The sequence below is a fragment of the Stenotrophomonas sp. YJH_SMC_123 genome (assembly GCF_059368215.1).
Window position 1 is genome coordinate 91,733 of sequence record NZ_JCAFRM010000010.1, and the last position, 24,122, is coordinate 115,854.

Annotated in this window: 25 protein-coding genes and 1 riboswitch; of the genes, 7 read left to right on the forward strand and 18 right to left on the reverse strand. The window is 66.3% G+C overall.

Going from position 1 to position 24,122, the window contains the following annotated elements:
- Positions 1–10 precede the first annotated feature (10 nt).
- From AC5P5W_RS19380 to AC5P5W_RS19435, 12 genes are all read right to left on the reverse strand, one after another.
- Positions 11–463 (reverse strand): hypothetical protein, encoded by a 453-nt coding sequence (locus AC5P5W_RS19380; RefSeq protein ID WP_075076396.1) that lies wholly within the window; start codon positions 461–463, stop codon positions 11–13.
- Between the two features lies 1 nt (position 464).
- Positions 465–1,586 carry a hypothetical protein gene (locus AC5P5W_RS19385; RefSeq protein ID WP_140222781.1) on the reverse strand — a complete coding sequence of 374 codons (1,122 nt, stop codon included), beginning with the start codon at positions 1,584–1,586 and terminating at the stop codon, positions 465–467.
- 31 nt (positions 1,587–1,617) lie between these two features.
- On the reverse strand, positions 1,618–2,769 hold the full coding sequence (locus tag AC5P5W_RS19390; protein ID WP_197574401.1) for a hypothetical protein: 1,152 nt from the start codon (positions 2,767–2,769) through the stop codon (positions 1,618–1,620).
- 61 nt (positions 2,770–2,830) lie between these two features.
- Positions 2,831–3,997, reverse strand: coding sequence for a hypothetical protein (locus AC5P5W_RS19395; RefSeq protein WP_197574400.1), 1,167 nt, complete (start codon positions 3,995–3,997; stop codon positions 2,831–2,833).
- Between the two features lie 2 nt (positions 3,998–3,999).
- Positions 4,000–4,329, reverse strand: coding sequence for a phage tail protein (locus AC5P5W_RS19400; RefSeq protein WP_049441818.1), 330 nt, complete (start codon positions 4,327–4,329; stop codon positions 4,000–4,002).
- A complete protein-coding gene (locus tag AC5P5W_RS19405) occupies positions 4,326–5,603 on the reverse strand; it encodes a phage tail tape measure protein (RefSeq protein ID WP_495221388.1) in 1,278 nt (425 codons plus the stop codon). Before AC5P5W_RS19405 ends, AC5P5W_RS19400 begins: the two co-directional genes overlap by 4 nt.
- Before the next feature lie 162 nt (positions 5,604–5,765).
- Positions 5,766–6,065 (reverse strand): DUF1799 domain-containing protein, encoded by a 300-nt coding sequence (locus AC5P5W_RS19410; protein ID WP_227863846.1) that lies wholly within the window; start codon positions 6,063–6,065, stop codon positions 5,766–5,768.
- An 8-nt stretch (positions 6,066–6,073) separates the two neighbouring features.
- A complete protein-coding gene (locus tag AC5P5W_RS19415; RefSeq protein ID WP_014645599.1) occupies positions 6,074–6,382 on the reverse strand; it encodes a phage tail assembly chaperone in 309 nt (102 codons plus the stop codon).
- Complete coding sequence (locus AC5P5W_RS19420) at positions 6,382–7,041, reverse strand: phage tail protein (protein WP_014645598.1); 660 nt, start codon at positions 7,039–7,041, stop codon at positions 6,382–6,384. The genes AC5P5W_RS19415 and AC5P5W_RS19420 overlap by 1 nt, the downstream gene beginning before the upstream one ends.
- A 71-nt stretch (positions 7,042–7,112) precedes the next feature.
- Entirely contained in the window at positions 7,113–7,469 is a 357-nt protein-coding gene (gene gp17 / locus AC5P5W_RS19425) for a tail completion protein gp17 (RefSeq protein ID WP_053494639.1), read from the reverse strand.
- 23 nt (positions 7,470–7,492) lie between these two features.
- The gene (locus AC5P5W_RS19430) at positions 7,493–7,843 is read right to left on the reverse strand and encodes a head-tail adaptor protein (protein ID WP_197574399.1); all 351 of its coding nucleotides are present in this window, start codon (positions 7,841–7,843) and stop codon (positions 7,493–7,495) included.
- The gene (locus tag AC5P5W_RS19435) at positions 7,840–8,352 is read right to left on the reverse strand and encodes a head-tail connector protein (RefSeq protein WP_111206535.1); all 513 of its coding nucleotides are present in this window, start codon (positions 8,350–8,352) and stop codon (positions 7,840–7,842) included. The genes AC5P5W_RS19430 and AC5P5W_RS19435 overlap by 4 nt, the downstream gene beginning before the upstream one ends.
- A 378-nt stretch (positions 8,353–8,730) precedes the next feature.
- Here AC5P5W_RS19435 and AC5P5W_RS19440 point away from each other — a divergent pair, with 378 nt between their 5' ends.
- Together AC5P5W_RS19440 and AC5P5W_RS19445 are read left to right on the forward strand one after the other, a co-directional pair.
- Positions 8,731–9,687: a cation diffusion facilitator family transporter gene (locus AC5P5W_RS19440; protein ID WP_014645594.1), complete on the forward strand. Its 957-nt coding sequence runs from the start codon at positions 8,731–8,733 to the stop codon at positions 9,685–9,687.
- A 111-nt stretch (positions 9,688–9,798) separates the two neighbouring features.
- Positions 9,799–10,224, forward strand: a complete 426-nt coding sequence (locus AC5P5W_RS19445; RefSeq protein ID WP_004153735.1) for an organic hydroperoxide resistance protein — start codon at positions 9,799–9,801, stop codon at positions 10,222–10,224.
- 219 nt (positions 10,225–10,443) lie between these two features.
- On the opposite strand, the gene mmsB is transcribed toward AC5P5W_RS19445, so the two are convergent.
- Genes mmsB through AC5P5W_RS19470 form a run of 5 tightly spaced genes read right to left on the reverse strand, consistent with a single transcriptional unit; the run spans position 10,444 to position 15,983 of the window.
- Positions 10,444–11,334, reverse strand: a complete 891-nt coding sequence (mmsB, locus tag AC5P5W_RS19450) for a 3-hydroxyisobutyrate dehydrogenase (RefSeq protein WP_495221391.1) — start codon at positions 11,332–11,334, stop codon at positions 10,444–10,446.
- On the reverse strand, positions 11,331–12,506 hold the full coding sequence (locus AC5P5W_RS19455) for an enoyl-CoA hydratase/isomerase family protein (RefSeq protein ID WP_197574397.1): 1,176 nt from the start codon (positions 12,504–12,506) through the stop codon (positions 11,331–11,333). Before AC5P5W_RS19455 ends, mmsB begins: the two co-directional genes overlap by 4 nt.
- The gene (locus AC5P5W_RS19460) at positions 12,503–13,300 is read right to left on the reverse strand and encodes an enoyl-CoA hydratase (protein WP_087921197.1); all 798 of its coding nucleotides are present in this window, start codon (positions 13,298–13,300) and stop codon (positions 12,503–12,505) included. Before AC5P5W_RS19460 ends, AC5P5W_RS19455 begins: the two co-directional genes overlap by 4 nt.
- Positions 13,297–14,463, reverse strand: a complete 1,167-nt coding sequence (locus AC5P5W_RS19465; RefSeq protein ID WP_014645592.1) for an acyl-CoA dehydrogenase family protein — start codon at positions 14,461–14,463, stop codon at positions 13,297–13,299. Before AC5P5W_RS19465 ends, AC5P5W_RS19460 begins: the two co-directional genes overlap by 4 nt.
- A gap of 14 nt (positions 14,464–14,477) precedes the next feature.
- Entirely contained in the window at positions 14,478–15,983 is a 1,506-nt protein-coding gene (locus tag AC5P5W_RS19470; RefSeq protein ID WP_014645591.1) for a CoA-acylating methylmalonate-semialdehyde dehydrogenase, read from the reverse strand.
- A 115-nt stretch (positions 15,984–16,098) separates the two neighbouring features.
- On the opposite strand from AC5P5W_RS19470, the gene AC5P5W_RS19475 reads away from it, so the two are divergent.
- The gene (locus tag AC5P5W_RS19475) at positions 16,099–17,466 is read left to right on the forward strand and encodes a short-chain fatty acyl-CoA regulator family protein (RefSeq protein ID WP_197574396.1); all 1,368 of its coding nucleotides are present in this window, start codon (positions 16,099–16,101) and stop codon (positions 17,464–17,466) included.
- Positions 17,467–17,600: 134 nt separating this feature from the next.
- Here the strand turns inward: AC5P5W_RS19475 and AC5P5W_RS19480 are convergent, their stop codons facing one another.
- Positions 17,601–19,493, reverse strand: coding sequence for a patatin-like phospholipase family protein (locus AC5P5W_RS19480; protein WP_197574395.1), 1,893 nt, complete (start codon positions 19,491–19,493; stop codon positions 17,601–17,603).
- Between the two features lie 193 nt (positions 19,494–19,686).
- Here AC5P5W_RS19480 and AC5P5W_RS19485 point away from each other — a divergent pair, with 193 nt between their 5' ends.
- The 4 genes from AC5P5W_RS19485 to pncA all read left to right on the forward strand — a co-directional run bounded on the left by AC5P5W_RS19485 (position 19,687) and on the right by pncA (position 24,103).
- A complete protein-coding gene (locus AC5P5W_RS19485) occupies positions 19,687–20,736 on the forward strand; it encodes a bifunctional nicotinamide-nucleotide adenylyltransferase/Nudix hydroxylase (RefSeq protein WP_014645588.1) in 1,050 nt (349 codons plus the stop codon).
- 64 nt (positions 20,737–20,800) lie between these two features.
- Positions 20,801–22,210 (forward strand): nicotinate phosphoribosyltransferase, encoded by a 1,410-nt coding sequence (locus AC5P5W_RS19490; protein WP_197574394.1) that lies wholly within the window; start codon positions 20,801–20,803, stop codon positions 22,208–22,210.
- Between the two features lie 133 nt (positions 22,211–22,343).
- Positions 22,344–22,573, forward strand: a riboswitch (cobalamin riboswitch).
- A gap of 161 nt (positions 22,574–22,734) precedes the next feature.
- Positions 22,735–23,421 (forward strand): epoxyqueuosine reductase QueH, encoded by a 687-nt coding sequence (locus AC5P5W_RS19495; protein ID WP_080281917.1) that lies wholly within the window; start codon positions 22,735–22,737, stop codon positions 23,419–23,421.
- A 55-nt stretch (positions 23,422–23,476) separates the two neighbouring features.
- On the forward strand, positions 23,477–24,103 hold the full coding sequence (pncA, locus tag AC5P5W_RS19500; protein WP_197574393.1) for a bifunctional nicotinamidase/pyrazinamidase: 627 nt from the start codon (positions 23,477–23,479) through the stop codon (positions 24,101–24,103).
- Positions 24,104–24,122: the final 19 nt, after the last annotated feature.

Here is a 24,122-nt window from a genome sequence, read left to right on the forward strand (position 1 = left end):
GTCGTCCTCCTCAGCCGCCGATGATTTCCGGCGCCTGCTCGGCAGGCCAGCCGAATGCATCCGGCTGCGGCAGTTGCGCCTGGACCTGCCGCCAGTCCGGCGCGTTCTCCTCGGCGGTGGACTCAATAGTCTCCAATGCGAGGTTGACCCCGTCGCGCCAGGCAATCATGGCGATGGCGTCCTGCGCATAGCGCGGCACCGCACTGCCCGCGTAGCTGCAGCAACTCTCGATGCTGTCATAGCCGCGATCGCGGGCACACTGGGCCATCCACTCCCACGCCTTTCCGCGGATGAAGCGATGGAACTGCGCCGAGCCGGGTACGAACAGCGGCGGTACCGGCTCCGGCTCATTGCCTGCCGTACACCAGGCTTCATAGTCATTCCACAGACGGTGGCCACGTGGAATGAAGGCGCCGGTCTGCAGGCACTTGATGGTGTCGATCTCTTCGGTCAGTTGATACATGTCATAGCTCCGCGTCGGCGGTCCAATGGAAGGAGGAGCCCCAGTTGCCTGCGGCGGATTGGTAATTGACCTGTGCGCCGGACTGGCCGGCATATACGATGGACGTCACCGTGCCGATGCCGCCGCTTGCGCCGGATATGCGCCCTGCCTGCCCGTTCACATCGCTGTAGACCGTGTAGGCTGGGATGGCCCGCTTGGGCACGCGACACCGGATTTGCGAGGTGCTGCCAACGCCGACACTGCGGTCGTAGAACTGGTTGTCGCGTCCGATGCCATCGGCCGTGCCAGGCGGCACATCCAGGTTGTAGCTCTTCTCGTAGTAGCGCTGGCACAGCTGCAGCTCGTGAGCCAGCGGGCGCAGGTCGAATGCCGTTGCCCTGTCGCCGCGCTCCAGCTGCATCATCGCAAGGCCGAACTCTCCGCTCTGACCGGAGATGACACCGCCATAGGCATCGGCGCACAGATCCACCACCAGCCACAGGAAATCGCTGTCGGCATTGCTGCCCAGCGTCTTCCCCTTCACCGATGGCAGTCGCGCACTGAGCTGGAAATAGGTCCAGGACGCGGCGGTGACCGCCACGGTTCCCAGCTCTACGCTGACCGCGGCGGACGGCGAACCACCGGTGCCAAAGTGCTGGATGAGACGAACACCGATGCGTTTTCCTGGCGGGCCATAGGCGAAGCCGGAAACCACCACTTCGCCGTCGGACAGCGTGGCGACCCCTTCGACCTTCTGTGCGACATAGGCGCTGCTGCCTGCACTGACCTTGGAGACAACGCTGTTGAGGAAACGGCGCGATTCCGGCGCGGCTCCGCCGGCAGGAAGATTGGCCCCGCGATTTGCGGTATGCGTGCAGCTCAGCGCTGCCACGGTCCAACGATCGGCCACATAGATCTCGCCGCCTTGGGTGGTGCCAGTGGTGGCCCGCTGCCAGAAATCGAAGTTGCCGTTGATCAGGCGGTTCCTGCCTGGAGCCGCGCTCTGCAATGCGCTTTCCAGCGAATCCAGCGCGCCATACACTTCGGCGAAGTTGTCGTTGATCTTGGTAAACGCCGGGCGCTGGGTTTCGCCCCGCATTCCGTTCGGCTGAACGGAATCGAGGTCGATGATTTTTCTCGTCATTGCTGTCGTCCTGTTCCCTGCGGGCGCCCCATCAAAGCTCGGCGTCGGCCCACCAATGCCACCAGCCGCCCCAGCGGCCTGGATTGTTGGTCCAGCTGACTTCGTACCCGGAAGGCGAGGCGTAGTTGACCAGGCAGGGCACGCGGGAGATGTTGTCTTCCGCGATGTGTCCATCCTGCTGGATGTTGTCGGCCGAGATGATCATCACGTAGGGATGAGCGCGCTTTGCCGTCTGGAATCGCACGCTCTGGTAATGCGCCATTCCCGGTGAGTTGATCGAGAATGCCTCGCGCCCTTCGTTGTGCGCCGTGTTGGGTACGATGTCGAGGTTGTAGCTCTTCTCGTAGTAGCGCTGGCACAACGCCAGTTCCACACCTGGCGGCCGCCAGTCGAAGCGTGTCGCTGCGCGGCCCGATTCGACCTGGAACTGGGTAAAGCCAAACGAGCCGTTCTGTGCCACCAGCTCGCCCTTCTGACCAGCACCGCACAGGTCGAACACTACGTAGAGGTGGTCGTTGCCGTTGCTGCCGAGCACCTTTCCCCGGGTACTCGGCAACGTCACCGTGATGCTGTGACGTTTGGCGGTGGTGCCCAGTGTGAGCACACCGGCTTCCAGCACCACCTGCGGCGAGGGTGAGCCGCCGGTTCCGAAATCCTGGATGACACGAACGCCCACACTGCGACCGGGCGCATCAGAGTTCGCCCATACCGAGATCGTGATGTCTCCACTTGCACTGCGGACACCCTCGATCTTCTGCCCCATCCAGGCGCCACTTCTGGCGATGGCCTCGGATACGGTGCAGACCAGAATCGACCGTGTATCTTCCGGAAATCCGGCCTGCCCGTCGTACGCCACCCGCTGTACGTCGTGGTTGCAGACCAGTGCCGAGTTCGTGAAACGGTCGGCGAAGAACACTTCCGCGCCCAGCGTCCCCGCCCCAGTGCCGACACGACCAGATGTACGGCGTTGCCAGAACTGCAGGGCGCCATTGATGAGCAGATTCCTGCCTGGAACGCGCTCGGTGATGGCATTCGCCACGGTTTCCGGGATCTTCGCGACCTCGGTCAACGCGTCGTAGACCTCGGCGAAATTCTCGTTGATCTTGGTAAACGCCGGGCGCTGTGTTTCACCCCGCTTTCCGTTCGGTTGAACGGAATCGAGGTCGATGATCTTTCGTGGCATTTGTGCTGTTTCCTTGATGGTTTCGGTTGCGAAGGAACGCTCTCCAGCCCTCCCGCGGACCTCAGATTTCGGCATCCATGGTCAATCCAGTGCCCTCCGCTGCCGAATCTCCGCTCTGCAGGATGCCGGCCTGACCCGCTGCGGCAGTGTTCAGCGCACCGATGATGGTCATGCGGGTCGACGTAACTTCCGCCGCACTGAGCGCTGTCAGGCTGGTTGCACCGTCTCCCGTGAGCAGCCGCCATTGCGATGGGTTCGAGAAGGCGACCGCGGGTACCGACCGCATTCGCTGATTGAATCGGTAGGTGAGGTACACCGCGTTGTCGCCCCGAATCAGGCCCACGCCCGCGTTGAAGCGCGATCCACCGTCGAACGGCACGCCAGTGGCATCCACCTGGTAGTAGCGTTGGCACAGCCGCAGCTCTTCCCCCTTCGGCCTCCACTCGAACGGCGTCGCGAGCGGGCCCGCCTCCCACTGGAACTCTCCGAAGTACAGCTTGCCCTGTTGCGCGCCCAGTCCTGCGGTGCGGCTGGCGAACTGCGTGCCCGCCGTTACCCATATGCAGACCACGGCCGCACCGTCACCGGACAGTGCCTTCCCTGAGATGGAAGGCAGTGTCACCGTCCTGCGGATCCGGTTCAGGCCGGAGGCCAGCTCGACCACCTCCGGCGCGATTCCCAGCACAGGCGTGCTTCCCCCCGCGCCAAAGGTCTGGGCGAATTCAAGGGCGATCTTCCGCCCGGCGGCGCCGGCGTTGAACACCAGGAACGAAACGGTGCTCTCCACGCCCGCGAAGTTGCGGACGTCTTCCACGCGCTGCTCGAAGACAAAGAAGTGGTTTGTGCCATCCGTATTGCCACTCGAACTGACCGACAACGTGAAGGTGCTGAACGGGAAGTTGTTGTCGCCTGCCGCTGCGGGATTGCGCTTGAACACGGCGTCTTCGACGTTGCCCATCTGCAGGAACCATCGGTCGGCTGTGTAGTTCCCGGAGATGCCGAAGCTGCTGCCGCGCTGCCAGATGTCGAAATTGCCATTGAGCAGGCGATTGCGCCGTGCCGGCGCGCGCATCATGGTATCGGCGAGCTGCCCGGGCAGGCCGTCGACTGCCTGGCCAACCTGCTGGAAGTTCTGGTTGATCTTGGTGAAGGCCGGCCGCTGGGTCTCCCCACGCTTTCCGTTGGGCTGGATGGTATCCAGGTCGATCCGTTGAAGATCCATGCTCATGCCTACGCGTGGAAGGTCTGCTCGAAGGTGGCGGTGATGGTCGATACCTGGCCGCCGAGATGGCTGTCGGTGTAGGAATCGCACATGTACAGCCCCTGCCCCAGTGGCCCTTTCCACAGGAAGCTGCGGCCGGCATGACCATCCAGGAAGGTCACGATCTCGTTGATCGTTTTGCGGTTGCCGACGAACTGCAGCTGGTAACTGCGTGAAGTGGCGTTCAGGCCATCGGCAGCGGCCTGCGCATAGCCATCTCCGAACTTCGCGCGCTTCACGGCGGCGGTGGTGGTTCCAGTACTCTGGCTGGTTGCCGGCCAGGTGAAGGTGTCGGTCATTGCATGGCACTCCTGCTGAGCACACCACCTGCCTTCAGGTCACGACTCTGCAGCTCGCGGTACTTGCGTTCCACGAACTGGCCAATCTCGTTGCCGAACTGCTGCAGCATGCTTTCGTTGGTGGTGACTTCCTTGCCACCGTTGTTGTCGATGCGGATGCTGACTCCCACTCCGCCACCACCGCCGCCACCGTGCGCGGCCACACCCAGGCGGCCGTCCGGCCCGCGCCGCAGCGGCATGATCGCTTCCGGTCCCGCTTCGCCGAATACGCCGGCGCCCCTGGCGAAGGCGAACAGTTGCGGGGTGTTGTAGACACCGCCGGAATAGGCCGACAGGCTCGGCGACTGGTAGACGCCACCGTTGGCGTTGGCCTCCACCCCCGTGCCATATCCGAACAGGCCCGCGATCTTCTTGACGCCCCAGACGATTGCCTGTTGGATGGCGATCATCTTTAGATCGGCGATGATCGACTTGGCCAGATCCTTGTAGTTGGACTTGCCCGTCTTCACGAAGCTCTGCAGTGCCGCCTCTGCGCCGGTGAACGCCTTGGAAAAGGCATCCTGGGTGGACTTGGCGGAGTTCTCGGTCTTTTCCATGTACTCGCCGAGCGCGCTGCCGAAGCCCTTGCGGAACCCCGAAAGTCCTGTGGTGCCCTTGGTGTCCTTGGCGTCCTTGGTTTCGCCCGCCTTGGCATCACCGACCTTGGCGTCCTTGGCAGTCGCCACGCCTGCAGCCACCGCCGCCGCGTCCGTCGCTGCATCCTTGGGCGTCAGGTCGACCCCCATCAAGCCGGCGATCTTCCTCGCCCCCCAGACCAGTGCCTGCTGTGCGGCGATCATCTTGAGGTCGGACAGGATGGACTGGGCCAGTTCCTTGTACTTGGACTTGCCGGTGGTCACGAAGCTCCTCAACGCTTCGTCGGCGCCGGTGAATGCTTTGTCGAAGGCTTTCTTGGCAGCCGTGGCGGTGTTTTCGGTCTTGCCGATATAGTCGCCGAGCGCGCCGCCCAGGCCCTTGCGGATGCCCGCCAGGCCCTTGTCGTCCTGTTGGGCCTTCTCTTCCTTCTTTGCAGCCTTGCCGGCGTCCGCGCCCGCTGCGGTTGTTCCTGCCTTCGCCGCCGCCTGCAGCTGCGTGTTCAGGGCGGTCAGCTGCGTGGACAGTGCGGTGACCAATGATGCGCTGGTGGTCAGCACGGCATTGAAGGCCTGCTGCACCGTGTTGATCTTCTCCAGCTGCCGCTGGAACTCCTGTGTGGTGCCGGTCATCTCGGTCATGCCGCGCCTTGCTGCCTGCATGGCCGTTTCCAATGCGTTGCTGGCCTCCACGGTGGTCCGTGTGCTGCCAGGCGATGTAGTGCTCATTGAGTGTTCCTCGGGAGAGTCGGCTCCGCTTCGGCGGAGCCGGGATCGGCCATCGGCATTGCCGCGATGGCCGGCTCATTCCTGTTGCATCTGCTCCAAGGCAGCGCGTTCGATGATGCGGATGGCCGCCATCACCTCGTCATGCTGGTCGCCGTCGAGCGCTTCGCGCTCCAGCTCCCGGTAGACCACGTTGTAATCCAGCCCGATCGGGCCACCTGCGCCGACGCGCCACTGGGTGGCAACCCGCGAAAAAAGTTCGATGGGAAGCACGCACTCCGGCCACAGCTCGACCTGCGGTGGTGGAAAGTGCTTTGCCTTCAATCCAAGCTTCATCAGCTCGGACTCGGTGGGGGCCCGCCAGTACAGGGCCCCCACCGCCTCGATCAGTTTCCCTTGCGTGCGACCTGCAGGGCCTGGGTGTAGCCACCGATGATGGCGCCATCCAGGCCGGCCTGCTGCTGCAGCGCCAGCTCGACGCCGGCGGTGTCCAGCGCCACATCGGCATCCCAGTCCACCACGATGTCCAGGATGGCCTGGGCCACGCTCAACGTGTCATCGCCCAGACGCTCCAGCAGGCTGGCGTAGTCGGCTACCGACAGGTGCCGGTAGGTCAGGTTGAGCTTCTGCTCGCGGCCGTGACCGACGATGGTCAGGGTGCTCTTGAAGCTCTCCGGCGCCTTGACCTGGAACATCAGGCGCCCTCGACCAGGATGGAGTCTGCCAGCGCGGTGAAGGTCGCGGTGGTGCCCATCGGGGTGTTGGCGGCCATGGTCGGGTCGCCGTTGTAGCTCAGGTAGCCGTACCAGTACAGCACGTCGCCGCCGACCAGCTTGGCCCGCAGGATCACCGGCTCGCCCTTGGCGTCAGCGTTCTTCAGTGCCGAATACCACGGCTTCTTCGGATCGTAGAACAGCGGCAGGGTGATGGTCTTGGCGTTCTTGAAGGTCGGCATCTGGACCTGGCGACCGGTCGGGTCTTCGAGCAGCGTGCCGCTCCAGTACTGCTGCTCGCCACCGGCGGTGGTCGGGTCACCCTGCTGGTCCAGGTCGACGAAGGCGCCCGCCTTGCGCAGTACACCGGCACCGCTGGTACCGGGGAACAGCACGGTATCGGTGGTGTCGATGCCCAGCAGTTCAACGCTGCCGGTGGCTTCAGCACCGGCGCGGGTGGCGCGGTTGTTCAGGGCCGGCCAGCCCGGCAGTTCAATGACCACCACATCGCCGGTGTCGACGCTGTTGGCGGCAACGCTGGCCAGCGCCGGCGCAGCCTTGGAGATCGCGCTGGTGGCGATCGCGGTGGAGACGACCGGTGCGAAGCCGAACTGGGTGCCCTTGGGAAGCTTGAGTGCCATGGTGTATTTCCTCGTTGGATAAAAAAAAGCCCGGCGAATGCCGGGCTGGGGTGTTGCACGGGTGATGCGGTTTACGGGTCGACGTACCACAGGCCGAAATCGAGCCGCGCGCCGTACTTGTGCAGCATCGGCTCATGCACGGCGATTGCAGCGCCGAACGATTCGGCGGTCGGCAATCCTGCGCATACCTGATCCTCGATGTTGCGGATCAGGGCGTTGGCCTGGGCGCGGCTGTCTGCCCAGACGGTCAGCTGCACGCGAGCGTGCTTCTGTTCGGGAATGGAACCTTCGTTGAACCACACGGACTGTCCACCCATCTGCTGGTAGACGGCACACGGATAGATGACCGGTTCCGGCGGAAGGTCGGGATACAGCCGGCCCTGCAGCAGCGGGGCCAGCAGCGCGTGCAGCTGTGCTTCGTAACTCATCGCGGTGTCCTGGTTGGCGTCGCTCAGGCGATGCCTGAAGACTGTTCGGTGAACAGCACCGTGGTCTGGCGCCGGCTGAAGTCGGGCGCAACGCCGGTGATGTTGAAAACACGACCGTCATGCACGATGCGCATGCCGGCCTGGATGCCTGCCTGTCGTGCGGCTGCCAATCGGACATGGAAGCGCTGGCGCCGGATCGTCGCCGGCAGGCGGCTTGCCAGCGTCAGCCGCTGCACGCTGTCTGCGCGGTCGGCGATGATGGCGGCCCACAGTTCTGCCACCGGCTGCCAGGCGTCCAGCGGCTGCCCCCACGCATCGAGCTGGCCGTCCTGGCGCTCGATGCGGATGCGGCGATTGAAGTGGCCGGCGTTCATGGCGTTGCTGCCGATCGGTACGGATCAAGCAGCGCGGCCACGCCGAACGGCAGCTCCAGTGCAATGGCCGTGGCGCCTGCCGGTGCATCGAACGTCTGCGCAGAGACGACCACGGCTTCGCGATGGGCGTACAGGTGGCCCAGCAACAGGCGCACCGCTGCACGGATGCTGTCGTTGACCGGCATGCCCTGCAGCAGGCGCGTACTGCGCGCGGTCGCCACGGCCAGGCGGCGATCGGCCACATCACGCATGGCCTTGGCCTTGGCCGCGTTGGTCTCGGCATTGGCGGCGGCAACCGCGGCTTCATGCCCGGTCACCGCCGCCGCCATGTCCTGCGGCAGCTGGTCCAGCGCCTGGTCCAGCGCCGCCTGGTCGGCGTACAGCTCGCGGCCCAGGTAGGCCGCGGCTGCGTCGCTGGCTGCGGCCAGCAGGTCACCCAGGATGGCGTCGTCAAAATCGCCGTCGATACGGCAGTGCGCGCGGCACTGCTCAAGGGTCAGCAGGGGCATCGAATCCTCCTTCGTTGATGGATGTGGAGTGCCCCGATCCTGCGCGCACGGCGGCGCCCCACACGATCACCAGGACGGCGCGGGAAAGGCAGGATCGGGGCGGAAAACAGAACGGCTGCGACGGGGACGTCAGGGCCGGTGGCGGTGACCTCGCAGCGCGCGACGGCGCAAACGAAAGAAGCCCCCGGGGTCACCGGAGGCTTCTATGTCATCGTGGTACAAACGATACGCTTCGGGTGTGCACCCGTCAATCCGCAAACGGTTACCAGTCTGGTGACTTTTCCTGGCGCTGTGCGGGCGTGGTCATGGCGACGTGCCGCAGGCTGGATAGAATGGCAACGCGCTGCTTCCGCAGCCCATTTCCCGCTGGATTCCCGCATGCCTGCCAACACCGAACGCTTCTTCGATGCGCGTACCGAACAAGGCGTGCTGCGCCTGTCCATCGCAGGCTCATTGCTGCTGGCTGCCGCTGCGGTGGTATTTGGTCTTCTGGCCAATTCCTCGCTGATCATCTTCGATGGCATCTACGGCCTGATCGATGTGGTGATGACGTGGCTGTCACTGCTGGTCGCGCGTCTGATCGCACTGTCCACCAGCACCGACGCGCTGCAGTCGCGGCTCAACCAGCGCTTCACCATGGGCTTCTGGCACCTGGAGCCCATCGTGCTGGGGGTGAGCGGCACGCTGATGATCGGCGCGGCACTGTATGCGCTGGTCAATGCGGTGGATGCGCTGATGTCCGGCGGCCGCCACATCGCACTCGGCCCAGCCATCGCCTTCGCCGGGTTGTCGATCATCGGCGAAGGTGCGCTGGCCTGGTTCGTGCTGCGCGCCAACCGCCGCATCGGTTCGGAGTTCATCGCGCTGGACGCGAAGAACTGGGTGATCGCCGCCAGCATGTCGGCCTGCTACCTGCTGGCCTTCCTTGGCGGCGTACTGGTGCGCGGCACCTCGCTGGCCTGGGTCGGGCCGTACATCGACCCGGCCATCCTTGCCTTCGTCTGCGTGCTGGTGATGATCGCCCCGCTCGGGACGGTGCGCCGGGCGCTGGCCGGCATCCTGCTGGTCACCCCGCCGGAACTGCAGGCGCACGTGGACGCGGTGGCACGCGCGATCGTGGCCAAGCATGGCTTCGTCGAGCATCGCAGCTACGTCGCCCAGGTGGGGCGTGGCGAGCAGATCGAGTTGTTCTTCGTGGTACGCGAGGACGACCCGCCGCGGCCCCTGCTGGAATGGGACCAGCTGCGCGACGAGATCGGCGATGCGCTGGGCGAGGCCTCGCCGGACCGCTGGCTGACCATCATGTTCACCACCGACCGCGAGTGGACGATCTAGGCCAACAGGACGATCAATCAAGTTTTTCGTACGGACTGCAACCCAACGTACGCAGAAACCGGGCAAAGTAGGCTCCATAGCAGTACCCACCCACTGACCAGGAGCATCCCGATGTCCATCGAAAAGGTTCTGTATACCGCCCAGGCCACCTCCACCGGCGGCCGTGAAGGCCGTTCCGTCTCGTCCGACAACGTGCTGGACATCCAGCTGTCGACCCCGCGCGAGCTGGGTGGTGCCGGCGGCCCGGGCACCAACCCGGAACAGCTGTTCGCCGCTGGCTACTCGGCCTGCTTCCTGGGCGCGCTGAAGTTCGTGGCCGGCCAGGCCAAGGTCGCGCTGCCGGCCGACACCACCGTCACCGGCAAGGTCGGCATCGGCCAGATCCCGACCGGCTTCGGCATCGAGGCAGAGCTGACCATCAACGTGCCGGGCGTGCCGCGCGAGCAGGTGGAAGAACTGGTGCAGAAGGCGCACATCGTGTGCCCGTACTCCAACGCCACCCGCGGCAACATTGATGTAACGCTGATCGTTGCCTGATGCGGCGCCGGGGTCGGATCCCTTTGCCACCGGCAAAGGGCTCTGACCCCATCCCAGGCCCGCACGGCTATATGGGGTCAGAGCCCTTTCGCGTTGCGAAAGGGATCCGACCCCCAAAAAAATGGGCGGATGCCGGTCGAAACCGAACATCCGCCCATCCCACCTCCGTTGTCCCGCACGGGGGCATGAGGTTGCCGGCCAGCGGCCGGCACTACCAGGTCACTTCTCGCTCGCGATGAGCTGCACGACGCTGGAGAAATCCAGCTTGCCGCGGCCGGCCTGGTGGTTCATCGAGTAGAGATTGCGGGCCACTTCGCCCAGCGGAATCGAAGCGCCGACACTCATCGCCGCTTCCACCGCCAGGCCCATGTCCTTCAGCATCAGATCACTGCCGAAACCGCCGCTGTACCCACGCGAGGCCGGCGCATTCTCCAGCACGCCCGGCCACGGGTTGCACACTTCGGTGGCCCAGCTGCGGCCGGTGCTGACCGCCATCATCTGCGACAGCACCTTGGGGTCCAGCCCGTGCGCCACGCCCAGTGCGATGGCTTCACCGGTCACCGCCATGATCACGCCCAGCGCCATGTTGTTGCACAGCTTGGCGACCTGGCCAGCGCCGCTGGCGCCGACGTGGAAGATGTTCTTGCCCATCGCCTGCAGCACCGGGCGTGCGCGTTCCAGCGCGTCTTCCTCGCCGCCGACGATGAAGGTCAGGGTGCCGGCCTGGGCGCCGGCGGTACCGCCGGACACCGGTGCGTCGATCATCTGCAGGCCACGCGCGGCGGCCGCTTCCGAGACCTTGCGGGCGCTGGCCGGGGCGATCGTGCTGCAGTCGATGACCACTGCACCGGCCGGGATCGCGGCAAGAATGCCGTCGTCGCCCAGGTACACGCCTTCGACATGACGGCTGGCCGGCAGCATCGAGATCACCACTTCGGCATCGGCCAGGGTGTCGCGCGCCGACGATGCAGCGCTGGCGCCGGCGTCGACAGCGGCCTGCACCGCGGCCGGAACCAGATCGAACACGCGCACGCTGTGGCCGTTCTTGACCAGATTGGCGGCCATCGGGCCACCCATGTTGCCCAACCCGATGAATGCAATGCGGCTCATGCAAGGCTCCTTTCAACAAGGGGAGTGCCCAGGTCGGCCAGCGGATGCGCGGCGTCGGCCCAGGGGGAAGCGAAGAAGGTGTCTGCCCACGCGCCAGTGGCCTCGGCCAGGGTGGCCGGGTTCCACTGCGGATTGCGGTCCTTGTCGACCAGCAGCGCGCGGATGCCTTCGGCGAAATCACCATGGGCGGCGCAATGCAGGGCGACGATGTACTCCAGGCGATAGATCGCGGCCAGGTCCTGGCCGGCACTGCGGCGCTGCAGTTCGTACGCCAACCGTGCCGAACCCGGTGCACCGGCAGCAAGGGTCTTCTGAGCCGCCTGCAACCAGGCGTCGTCGGTCTGCAGGCCGGCAATGCGCGCCACGATGGCTTCAAGGTCATCGCCTTCGCACAACGCATCGACCTGCGCCGCGTGGGCCAGCAGTGGACCGGTGGCGGCATCGCTGGCATGCGACTGCAGCAGATGGGTCAGGCGTTCGTGGTTGTGTGCGGTGTCATTGGACCAGGCCACCTGCAGCAGCGCATCGAACACCGCGCTGCGGCGCTCTTCAGCCACGTGCACGTCGGCCAAGCCGGCGTAGATGGCATCGCCCGGGTTGAGCAGTGCGCCGGTCAGGGCCAGGAACAGGCCGCCGTTGCCCGGCACGCGCGGCAGCAGCCAGCTTCCACCGACATCGGGGAACAAACCAACAGTGATTTCCGGGAAGGCCAGCTTGGAGCGCTCGCTGACCACACGGTGGCTGGCGCCGGACATCAGGCCGATGCCGCCGCCCATCACGATGCCGTGGCCCCAGCACAGGATCGGCTTGGTGTAGGTGTGGATGAGGTAATCGACGCGGTATTCGACGTCGAAGAACTCGGCGGCATAGGCGTTCTGGCGGATGTCGCTGTGGCCGGCCTCACGGAAGGCGACCATGGCCTTGTACAGGCTGTGCAGGTCGCCACCAGCACAGAACGCCTTTTCGCCGGCGCCCTGCAGCACCACCATGGCGATGCCATCGTCGTCGGCCCAGGCGTTGAGCTGCTTCAGCAGCAGGTGCGCCATCGGCAGCGAGAAACCGTTGAGCGTACGCGGCGCATTGAGCGTGGCGATGCCGATGCGCGTGCCGTTGCCAGCCACGCGCTCTTCGAACAGCACCGGTGCGTCGTCGGCAGCGGTATCCGTGCTCATGCGTTCTTCCACTGCGCGGCGCGCTTTTCCAGGAAGGCAGTCACGCCCTCGACCTGGTCGGCGGTGTCGAACAGGTCGACGAAGGCTTCGCGCTCGGCCACCAGCGCCGAGGCGTGGGTGCCGGTGCGGGTGGCCTGCACCAGGGTCTTGCAGGCGGCGATGCTGGTCGGGCTCTGCTTGCCGGCCTTCTTCGCCCATTCCAGCGCCAGCGCCTTGGCTTCGCCCTTGCCGACCTTTTCTTCGGCCAGGCCAATGCGCAGCGCGGTCTCGGCGTTGATGCGCTCACCCAGCAGGATCATGCGCTTGGCCCAGCCCTCGCCGACCAGGCGTGGCAGGTTCTGGGTACCGCCGGCACACGGCAGCAGGCCGACGGTGGCCTCCGGCAGCGCGACCTGGGCATGGTCTTCAATGATGCGCAGGTCGCAGGCCAGCGCGCACTCCAGGCCACCGCCCATGGCGTAGCCGTTGATCGCGGCGATCGACACGCCACGGAAACCGGACAGCGCTTCGAAGGCTTCACCGAAGCGGCGCGCGGCCTCACGTGCAGCGGCCTTGTCGCCGGAGGCGAACTGGTTGAGGTCGGCACCGGCGGAGAAGAATTTCTCGCCGTCACCGGTGATCACCAGCGCGTAGATGTCGCGGTCTGCGTTGAGCGCGCCGACCAGGTCGCGCAGCGCCGACAGGCTGTGCACGGTCCAGGTATGCGCCGGCGGGTTGTTCAGGGTGACCACGGCGGTGTGGCCATCCACCTCCACCTTCAGGCCCACGTGCTCCTGGGTACGCCAATCCTTCATCGCAGTTCCTCTTCGGTGTTGAGCAGGTGACGGGCAACGATCACCCGCATGATCTCGTTGGTGCCTTCCAGGATCTGGTGCACGCGGCAGTCACGCAGCAGGCGCTCGATCGGGTATTCGCGGATGTAGCCGTAGCCCCCGTGGATCTGCAGCGCTTCATTGCAGACGTTGAAACCGGCATCGGTGGCGAAGCGCTTGGCCATCGCGCACCACACGTTGGCATCGCTGGCACCGGCATCGAGCTTGCGTGCCGCGGTGTGCACCATCTGCCGTGCAGCCACCAGCTGGGTGACCATGTCGGCCAGCTTGAACTGCAGCGCCTGGAACTCGGCCAGCGCCTTGCCGAACTGGCGGCGCTCGCCCATGTAGCGGCGCGCAGCATCCAGTGCACCCTGTGCGGCACCCAGCGAGCAGGCGGCGATGTTGATGCGGCCGCCGTCCAGCCCCTTCATGGCCAGCTTGAAGCCGCCGCCTTCCTCTCCCAGAAGGTGGCTGACCGGCACGCGGACGTTCTCGAAGGTGATGCCACGGGTGGGCTGGCTGTTCCAGCCCATCTTCTCTTCCTTGCGGCCGAAGCTGATGCCCGGCAGGTCCGCCGGCACCGCAATGGCGCTGACACCGCCGGCACCGGCACCGCCGGTACGCGCCATCACCACCAGCAGCTCGGTGGCACCGGCGCCGGAAATGAAGGCCTTCGAGCCGTTCAGCACGTAGAAGTCGCCATCGCGCACGGCGGTGGTCTTCAGCGACGCCGCATCGGAACCCGCACCCGGTTCGGTCAGGCAGTACGAGGCCAGCTTGCTGCCCGAGGACAGATCGGTGCCCCACGCATCGCGCAGGGCCGGCTGGCCCCACCTGGACACCATCCACGAGGCCATGTTGTGGATGCTGATGTACGCCGCGGTCGACGGATCGACGTTGGCGAGCTCCTCGATGACGACGGCGGCGTCCAGTCGGCTCAGGCCGCTGCCGCCCACTTCCGGGTCCATGTACAGACCGCAGAAGCCCAACTCACCGGCCTTGGCGATCGCCTCGCGCGGAAAGATGCCCTCCGCATCCCATCGCGCGGCGTGCGGCGCCAGTTCGGCCTGTGCGAAGTCGCGCGCCGCCTCGCGGTACGCCTGCTGCGCTTCTTCCAGTTCCGTCGTCATCGAGTGGCTCATGGCTGCTCCTGCCGTTACTTCAGGCTGATCGTGGTGTTGACGCCGTGGCTCAGCGTCTCGTCATCGAACCAGCGCGCGGTGACCGTCTTGGTCTGGGTGTAGAACAGCACCACCTGCTTGCCGTACGGGCCCAGGTCGCCCAGCTTGGAGGCGCGCGAACCGGTGAACGAGAACAGCGGCACCGGCACCGGGATCGGCACGTTGATGCCGACCTGGCCGACGTCGATGTCCTCCTGGAACTTGCGCGCGGCAGCGCCGGACTGGGTGAACAGTGCGGTGCCGTTGCCGTTCGGGTTGCTGTTGACCATCGCGATGGCCTCTTCCAGCGTTTCCGCTTCGAGGATGACCAGCACCGGCCCGAAGATCTCTTCCTGGTAGATGCGCATGTCGGTGGTGACACCGGCAAAGATGGTCGGGCCGACGAAGTTGCCCTTCTCGAAGCCATCGACCTGCGGCTTGCGGCCATCGAGCACCAGCTTGGCGCCCTGCTCCACGCCCGAGGCGATCAGGCCTTCCACGCGCTCGCGGGCGCTGCAGGAGATGACCGGGCCGACGTCGGTACCGGACACGGTGCCGGCGCTGACCTTCAGGGTCTGGGCCTTGGCCACCAGGTCCTGCACCCAGTTGCGCGCCTCACCGACCAGCACCAGCGTGGAAGCCGCCATGCAGCGCTGGCCAGCGGCACCGAAGGCGGCACCGACCATTGCGTTGAGGGTCTGTTCCTTGTTGGCGTCCGGCAGCACCACGGCGTGGTTCTTGGCGCCCATCATGCACTGCACGCGCTTGCCGGCCAGCGAAGCGCGGTTGTAGACGTGGGTGCCGACGCGGGTGGACCCGACGAACGACACGGCCTTGATGTCCGGGTGGTCGCAGATCGCGTTGACCACTTCCTCGCCGCCGTGGACGACGTTCAGCACGCCCTTCGGAATGCCGGCTTCCAGGGCAAGCTCGACCAGGCGCATGGTGACCATCGGGTCCTGCTCGGACGGCTTGAGGATGAAGGTGTTGCCCGTTGCAATCGCCATCGGGAACATCCACAGCGGGATCATCGCCGGGAAATTGAACGGGGTAATGCCAGCGCACACGCCCAGCGGCTGCATGATCGTGTAGGTGTCCACGCCATTGGCCACGTTGTTGGCCAGCTCGCCCAGCTGCAGGTTGCCGATGGCGGCGGCGTGCTCGACCACTTCCAGGCCGCGGAACACATCACCTTCGGCGTCCGGCAGGGTCTTGCCCTGTTCGGCGGTGAGGATGTGGGCCAGCTCACTCATGTTTTCGCGGATCAGCTGCTGGTACTTCAGGAAGATGCGCGCGCGGGTGCCGATCGGGGTCTTGCGCCAGGTCTTGAAGGCTTCCTTGGCGGCGGCGACGGCGGCGTCCACTTCGCCGGTGGTGGCGAACGGCACCTGGGCCAGCACGTCCTGAGTGGCCGGATTGATCACGTCCTGCCAGTGGGAAGTGGCCGATTCAACGAACTGGCCATCGATCAGCATGCGGATACGGGGCGCTGCAACAGTCATGACGACAATCCCACAGGGTGCGAAAGATGCTTGGCATTATTCACAGCACCCGACTCGATTTCCGGGCTGAATCCGCTTAATCTGGCCAACACGCCCCACGATTCCTGTTAATTCTGTGAATTATTCAGCTCCCCAGCGGCAACTCGGCCTGCGCCTGCTGCGGCTGCGCGAGCGGCGCGGCTACAGCCAGGCCGATCTGGCGCGTGCGCTGGGGCTGTCGGCCAGCTACCTGAACCAGATCGAGCGCAACAAGCGCCCACTGACACCGGCGGTGCAGAAGAAGCTGGGAGAGGTGTTGGGCGACGTTTCCTCGCTGTTCGATGACGATGAGCCCGCCGCCCTGCAGGAAGCGCTGGGCGAAACCCTGCGCGACCTGGGCCTGGCCGAGGTCAGCGCGACCGAACTGCGCGCGCTGGCCGGGAACCTGCCGCAGGTCAGCCGCGCGCTGTTGGACCTGCACCGTCGTCACCTGGCGCTGCGCGAGCACGCGGCCGCACTGGAGTTCCAGCTGGGCGAGCCCGGCGCCGGCAGTACCCTGCCCGCCGGTGACCAGGTGCGCGAGTTCTTCAACCGCATGCACAACCACATTCCCGAGCTGGACGAGCTGGCCGAGCAGCTGTTCGCCGAATGGGGGCTGTCGCCCGGGCATGTGGCACCGCGGCTGCGCCAGCTGCTGGCCGACCGCCATGGCGTGCTGGTGGAAGTGGCCGCACTGCAGGCCGGGCGCGAAAAGCGGCACTACGATGCCGGTGCGCGGCGGCTGTGGCTGCCCGATTACCTGGAGCCCGGACAGCAGGCGTTCCAGATGGCGGCCGAGCTGGCCCTGCACGGCTACCTGCCGCAGATCGATGCGGTGGTGGCGCGCGCCGGGTTCACCGATGAGGCACGCATCGCGCAGGCGCGGATCGGTCTCTCCAACTATTTCGCCGGTGCGCTGGTGATGCCGTACATGCGCTTCCTGCGTGCAGCCGAAACCAGCAGCTACGACATCGAACTGCTGGCGCACCAGTTCGGCGTCGGCTTCGAAGCGGTCTGCCACCGGCTGAGCACGCTGGCACGGCGCAGCGCGCCCGGCCTGCCGTTCTTCTTCATCCGCGTGGATCGGGCGGGCAACGTCTCAAAGCGCCATTCGGCCACCGATTTCCACTTCTCGCAGGTGGGTGGATCGTGCCCGCTGTGGATCGTCTACGAGGCGTTCAACCAACCCGGGCGCATCCTCACCCAGACCGCGCGCATGCCCGATGGCCGCCGTCATTTCTGGCTGGCGCGGCAGGTCAGCAGTGGCCCGGTCGGCCATGGCCAACCGCGCAAGACCTTCGCGGTGGCGCTGGGCTGCGACCTGCAGCATGCCGAACGCCTGGTGTATTCACTGGGGCTGGATGTGCAGAGCCCGGGCAATTCGGTATCGATCGGCCCGGGGTGCCGGGTGTGCCCGCGCGAGGACTGCATGCAGCGCGCGTTCGCGCAGTTGCCGGGGCGATAGGGCGGGTTTGGCAGGGCCGCGCCCTGCACCCGTGGTAGCGCCGGCCGCTGGCCGGCAAGAGCAGCAACCACTGCGGGGTCAGATCCGTTTTCCTGCGGAAACGGATCTGACCCCGATTCGACCGCAGGATCGGGTCAGTAGATCGGCGTGACCTTCATCTGCGGCAGCGGACGCGGTGCACCGTCGGTGAGGTCGGGGCCGAGGTCCTCCCAGGTGCGGCCCTGCTCGACCATCAAGCCCCACAACTGCTGCGAGGCCAGCCGTTTGTCTTCCGAGCCCAGCTTGTACGACGGTGGCGTCGGCTGACCGCTGGCGACCATCGCGTACGCCGCGCGGTAGGCCAGCACCTGCTGCGCCGGATCATCGGTGCGCGCCACTTCCAGCGTGTAACGCTGGTAGGCCGAGGCCAGGTTGCGCCAGCGGATCCAGTAGTGGTTCTCGAACGAGAACGAACAGAAGCGCGCACCGGCCAGGCTGCCCTTGTCGGCGATGCGGGAGAGTACCTCCTGCGGCATGTCCAGGTTCATGCCGCCTTCGTCGCCCTGCAGGCTGACGTGCACGATGCGGTCGCGATAACCCGGTGCGCGCGCCTGCAGCAGGTCGCGCCAGTTCTGCATGGTCGCCACCACCGCGAACAGGAAACGACCCAGCTCGGCTGCGGCCAGTGGCGTGGCGATGGACTGGTAATGCCGTTGCCAGCCGTGGCGGTTTTCGGTGGGCAGGAACACCGCATGTTCCAGCGCCTGGCGGCCGCCGCTGCCCTGGCTCACCGCTTCGGCGTGCTGTGGATAAACCAGGTTGATGGCGAAGGTCGGCCAGCGCGGCAGGGCGGCGTCGAACAGATGGATCGGGAAGTTGCTGCTGATGCCGCCATCGGAGAACCAGCAGATGCGGAAGGCGGTGATCACCGGGCCGCAGGTCTGCCCGGCACTGGTCAGCCCTTCCATGCTGTCGGCAACGTTGTGCTCCTGGTCGGCCGCAGGGGCGGTCGGTTCGCAGCGTCGTTCGCGGCGTGAGGGTTCATGCAGCGGCACCGCGCTGATCAGCAGCGGGAAGCTCAGGCTCATGCGCGTGGCCACCAGCACCGGCAACTTCGGGCCCTGTGGCAGGTGGTAGTACTGCCGCCCTTCCACCTCCAGCGGCGGGCCGGCCTGGCTCACCAGCCACTGCACCACGCTGGCGGGGAACAGCTGCTCGAACTCCTCGCGCAGGAACCAGAACTGCGCACCGCCCAGCGGCAGCGTGCGCGGCTCGTTGTGTGAGATGCAGGTGGTGATCATCTGCAGGCTGATCGCATGCGGGCTGTCAGGCTCACCGGCGTAGCGCGGCGCATCGTGCAGGTCGGCGAAGGTCAACGGTGCATCCAGCGGCTTGCCCGACAGCTGCTGCAGGCATTCATGCAACCACTCGGTCAGCGCCGGCCTGCGTGGATCGCGGCCGAGGCCGCTGCACAGGCCCAGCAGGTTGCGACGCGCCACCCGCGCGACCCGCAGCGCGGCACCGGCCACACCCGCACCGTAGGCGCACAGCAGTGATGGCAGCAGCGTGGCGGCCACGCCGCTCCAGCCACCGCCCCACCAGCCCAGGCCGAGCAGCAGTGCCAGCGACACCAGCACTTCCAGCGGCGCGATCTCGAATACCGCAACGGCCAGGCACAGCAGTTTGTGCGGCAGGCGGGCATTGCCGGTCAGCACCACCAGCAGCCGATAGGCCGCGCGCGCGCCGCGCGCCGGCTGGAACAGGCTGTAGATGAAGCCGCGCCGGGACAGCTGTGCCGACACCGCCGACAGCCCGCCATAGCCTGCATCGCCGGGCAGCTGCTCGCCGGCCTGCTGGCGGCGATCGCCGCAGGCCGCTGCAGCCGCCACCGCTGCCGCAATGGCGCCGGCTGAAGTGCCGCCGATGCTCTTGAAGCGATACTCGCGGGCCAGCGCCAGTACCGCATTGGGGTACACGATGCCGCTGGTGATGCCGCCTTTCATGACCAGATCGCAGTACTTGTCCGCCACTGTCTTGCCCCCGAGCATGCCGTCCGCCGCGTGGGTTGCAGTATGGCGCAGGGGCTTCTCAGGGCCTGAGAACAACGGCGCAGTCCGCGCACGCAATGCGCCGTTCAGCAGAAAGCACGGCTGCAGGCTTGACCCGCCCCGCCATCGGCGTAGCATCTGCAGCAAGCCAAGGGACAGACCCGCGGCTGCCACAACGACATGAGGGATTCTCATGGAATTCGACTATCTCGTCTTCATCGGGCGATTCGAGCCCTTCCACAACGGCCACGCCGCCGTTGCCCGCCTGGCCCTGAGCCGGGCCCGCAAGCTGATCTTCCTGGTCGGCTCTGCCGATACCCCCCGCAGCCTGCGCAATCCCTGGACCGTGGCCGAACGCGCCGTGATGATCCAGGCGGCCCTCGACGGCCACACCGACCGTCTGCTGATCCGCCCGCTGCGTGACCACCTGTACAATGAAGCACAGTGGATCGCCAACGTGCAGCGCCAGGTGGCTGACGCCCTGCGCAACGACGGTGCCGCCGCCGATGCCAGGGTGGGCCTGATCGGCATGGACAAGGATGCATCCAGCTACTACCTGCGCGAGTTCCCGCAGTGGCCACTGGTGGACGTGCAGCACACCGCCACCCTGTCGGCCACCGAGCTGCGGCGCTACCTGTTCGAGGCCGGCGACGTCGACTTCCACGGCGCGCTGCTGATGCTGCGTGGCAATGTGCCGGCGCCGGTGTACGACATGCTCGAAGCGTTCCGCAAGAGTGCGCCTGCGTATGGCCAGCTGGTGGCCGAGTACCGCTTCATCGAACAGTACAAGGCCGCCTGGAAGGATGCGCCCTACGCGCCCACCTTCGTCACCACCGATGCGGTGGTGGTGCATTCGGGCCACGTGCTGCTGGTGCGTCGCCGCTCGGAACCCGGCAAGGGGCTGTGGGCATTGCCCGGCGGCTTCGTCGGCCAGGAACAGAGCCTGCTCGACAGCTGCCTGCGCGAACTGCGCGAGGAAACCCGGCTGAAGATTCCGTTGCCGGTGTTGAAGGGGTCGCTGAAGGGCCAGCAGGTGTTCGACCACCCGGACCGCAGCCAGCGTGGCCGCACCATCACCCACGGTTTCCACTTCGAGTTTCCGGCCGGCGAGCTGCCGCCGGTGCGCGGTGGCGACGATGCCGACAAGGCACGCTGGATACCGGTGAGTGAGGCCCTGGACATGGGCCCGCAGCTGTTCGAAGACCACCTGCACATCCTGGAGTACTTCCTCGGCCGCGGCTGACCGGCCCGGCTTTCCCACTGGCGGATAGACCGCCGGTGCCACCCGACGCGAAGGAGCTTCCGTCATGCACTACCTCGATAATCTTCTCCTCAACACCGACAGCTACAAGGCCAGCCATTGGCTGCAGTACCCGCCGGGTACCGATGCCACGTTCTTCTACGTCGAATCACGTGGCGGCCTGCACGATCGCACGGTGTTCTTCGGCCTGCAGGCGATCCTCAAGGACGCGCTGGCACGGCCGGTCACGCACGCCGACATCGACGACGCTGCTGCGGTGTTCGCCGCGCATGGCGAACCGTTCAACGAGGCCGGCTGGCGCGATATCGTCGACCGGCTTGGCGGCCACCTGCCGGTGCGCATCCGCGCCGTGCCCGAGGGCAGCGTGGTGCCTACCCACCAGGCGCTGATGACCATCGAATCGACCGATCCGGCCGCGTTCTGGGTGCCGTCGTACCTGGAAACGCTGCTGCTGCGCGTGTGGTACCCGGTCACCGTGGCCACCATCAGCTGGCACGCACGGCAGACCATCGCCGCGTTCCTGCAGCAGACCAGCGACGATCCGCAGGGGCAGCTGCCGTTCAAGCTGCACGACTTCGGCGCGCGCGGTGTATCGAGCCTGGAATCGGCCGCGCTGGGCGGTGCCGCGCACCTGGTCAACTTCCTCGGCACCGATACCGTATCGGCGCTGTGCCTGGCCCGCGCGCACTACCACGCGCCGATGGCCGGCTATTCGATTCCCGCCGCCGAGCACAGCACCATCACCAGCTGGGGCCGCGAGCGCGAGGTGGATGCCTACCGCAACATGCTGCGCCAGTTCGGCACGCCCGGTGCGATCGTAGCCGTGGTGTCGGACAGCTATGACATCTACCGCGCCATCAGTGAGCACTGGGGTACCACCCTGCGCGATGACGTGATCGCCTCGGGCGCCACCCTGGTCATCCGCCCGGACTCGGGCGACCCGGTGGAGGTGGTTGCCGAAAGCCTGCGCCGGCTGGATGAAGCCTTCGGCCACACCCTCAACAGCAAGGGCTACCGCGTGCTCAACCACGTGCGGGTGATCCAGGGCGATGGCATCAACCCGGATACCATCCGCACCATCCTGCAACGCATCACCGACGACGGCTACGCCGCCGACAACGTGGCCTTCGGCATGGGCGGTGCGCTGCTGCAGCGGCTGGACCGCGATACGCAGAAGTTCGCACTGAAGTGCTCGGCGGCGAGGGTCGAGGGTGAGTGGATCGACGTCTACAAGGATCCGGTCACCGACGCCGGCAAGGCCAGCAAGCGTGGCCGCATGCGCCTGCTGCGCCGCCTGGACGATGGCAGCCTGCACACGGTGCCGCTGCCGGCCAACGGCGACGACACCCTGCCGGACGGCTTCGAGGACGCAATGGTGACCGTGTGGGAGAACGGCCGCCTGCTGCACGACCAGCGGCTGGACGACATCCGCACGCGGGCGGCCGTGGGGCATTGAAGGTGTATCCCGACCGGGGTCAGAGCCCGCTGCGTGGCAGCGGGATCCGACCCCTTCCTTCCGCTGGGGCCGGATCCCGTTGCAGCGTAGCGGGTTCTGACCCCTGCGCTCTTGACCGGCGCCACCAACAGGTCCACCTTGCACACGCCGAAGGTATCCCTCCCATCGCTGCGGCGCGGGGAGGGATTTAAACGGGAATCCGGTGAAGCCGCCTCGCGCGTCCATTCCGGAGCTGCCCCGCAGCGGTGAATGGAAACGAATCCTGCCAACAGCACTGGGCTCGCGCCTGGGAAGCGGCGGGTAGTAGGTGGGCTGCGGCCCGTGTCCATCAGCCCGAATACCGGCCCCGGCCGGGGGACACGACCGTCCCCTGACTCGACCTGGAATCTCCGCGGGGAGGTTGCCGGGGCCGTCGTCGTCCTGCGCGTGCAGGCGGTGTGGCCGCGCGCGTCCTGTTCACGGTATCCGGCCAGACCCGTTCACCCACGCGCTGATGCATGGGCCACCGCCGTTGCCGGTGGTCCATGCGGTACCTGACGATGACCGAGCTCCAACGCCCCACCCTGACCCTGCCCGCCGACGGCAAGCGCCTGCTGCTACATTCGTGCTGCGCGCCCTGTTCCGGCGAAGTGATGGAGGCGATCACCGCCTCCGGGATCGACTACGCGATCTTCTTCTACAACCCCAACATCCACCCGGTGAAGGAGTACGAGCTGCGCAAGCAGGAGAACATTCGCTTCGCCGAGCAGCACGGCATTCCCTTCATCGACTGCGACTACGACACCGACAACTGGTTCAGCCGTGCACGCGGAATGGAAAACGAGCCTGAACGCGGCATCCGCTGCACGATGTGCTTCGACATGCGCTTCGAGCGCACTGCGCTGTACGCGCACGAGCACGGTTACGACACCATCAGTTCTTCGCTGGGCATCTCGCGCTGGAAGAACATGGCGCAGATCAACGACTGCGGCATACGCGCCGCCTCGCGCTATGAAGGCCTGCAGTACTGGGACTACAACTGGCGCAAGGGCGGCGGCGCCAGCCGCATGATCGAGATCAGCAAGCGCGAGCAGTTCTACCAGCAGGAATACTGCGGCTGCGTGTACTCGCTTCGCGATGCCAACCGCCATCGCCGCGAGAATGGCCGCGAGCGGATCAGGATCGGCCTGCTGTACTACGGGCAGGACGCTGGGACGCCACAGGGCGATTGACGTGCAGGCATGGGGCGGCCACGCTGGTCGCCCCTTCTGTTGTAGCGGACCTGCCATGACCGCCCTGCCCGCCGATGTCGCCCTGCTGGTGATCGACCTGCAGCCGGACTTCATGCCCGGTGGCGCCTTGGCCTGCGACCAAGGCGATGCGCTGGTGGCACCGATCGCCGATCTGTTGGCGCAGCGCCGCTACCGCACCGTGGTGGCGACCCAGGACTGGCACCCGGCCGACCATGCCTCGTTCGCCAGCCAGCACCCCGGCCAACGCCCCTTCGAGACCATCCTGCTGCACGCGCAGCCGCAGACGCTGTGGCCGGACCACTGCGTGCAGGGCAGCGCCGGTGCCGCGCTGCACCCGGGCGTGGACTGGACCGTGGCCGACCTGATCCTGCGCAAGGGCACGCGCCAACGGGTGGATTCGTACAGCGCCTTCCGCGAGAACCACGGCCCCGATGGCGAGCGCCCGGCCACCGGCCTGGCCGGCTGGCTGCACGAACGCCGCATCCGCGAAGTGCACGTATGCGGCCTGGCCCGCGATTACTGCGTGCTGTGGAGCGCGCAGGACGCGGTGAAGTCCGGCTTCCGGGTGAAGTTCCTGTGGGAGCTGACCCGGCCGGTGACCGAAGCCAACGACGCGATGGTGCGCGAGGCGCTGGGCAAGGCGGGAATCGCGACCGCCTGACCCACAACGGTAGTGCCGG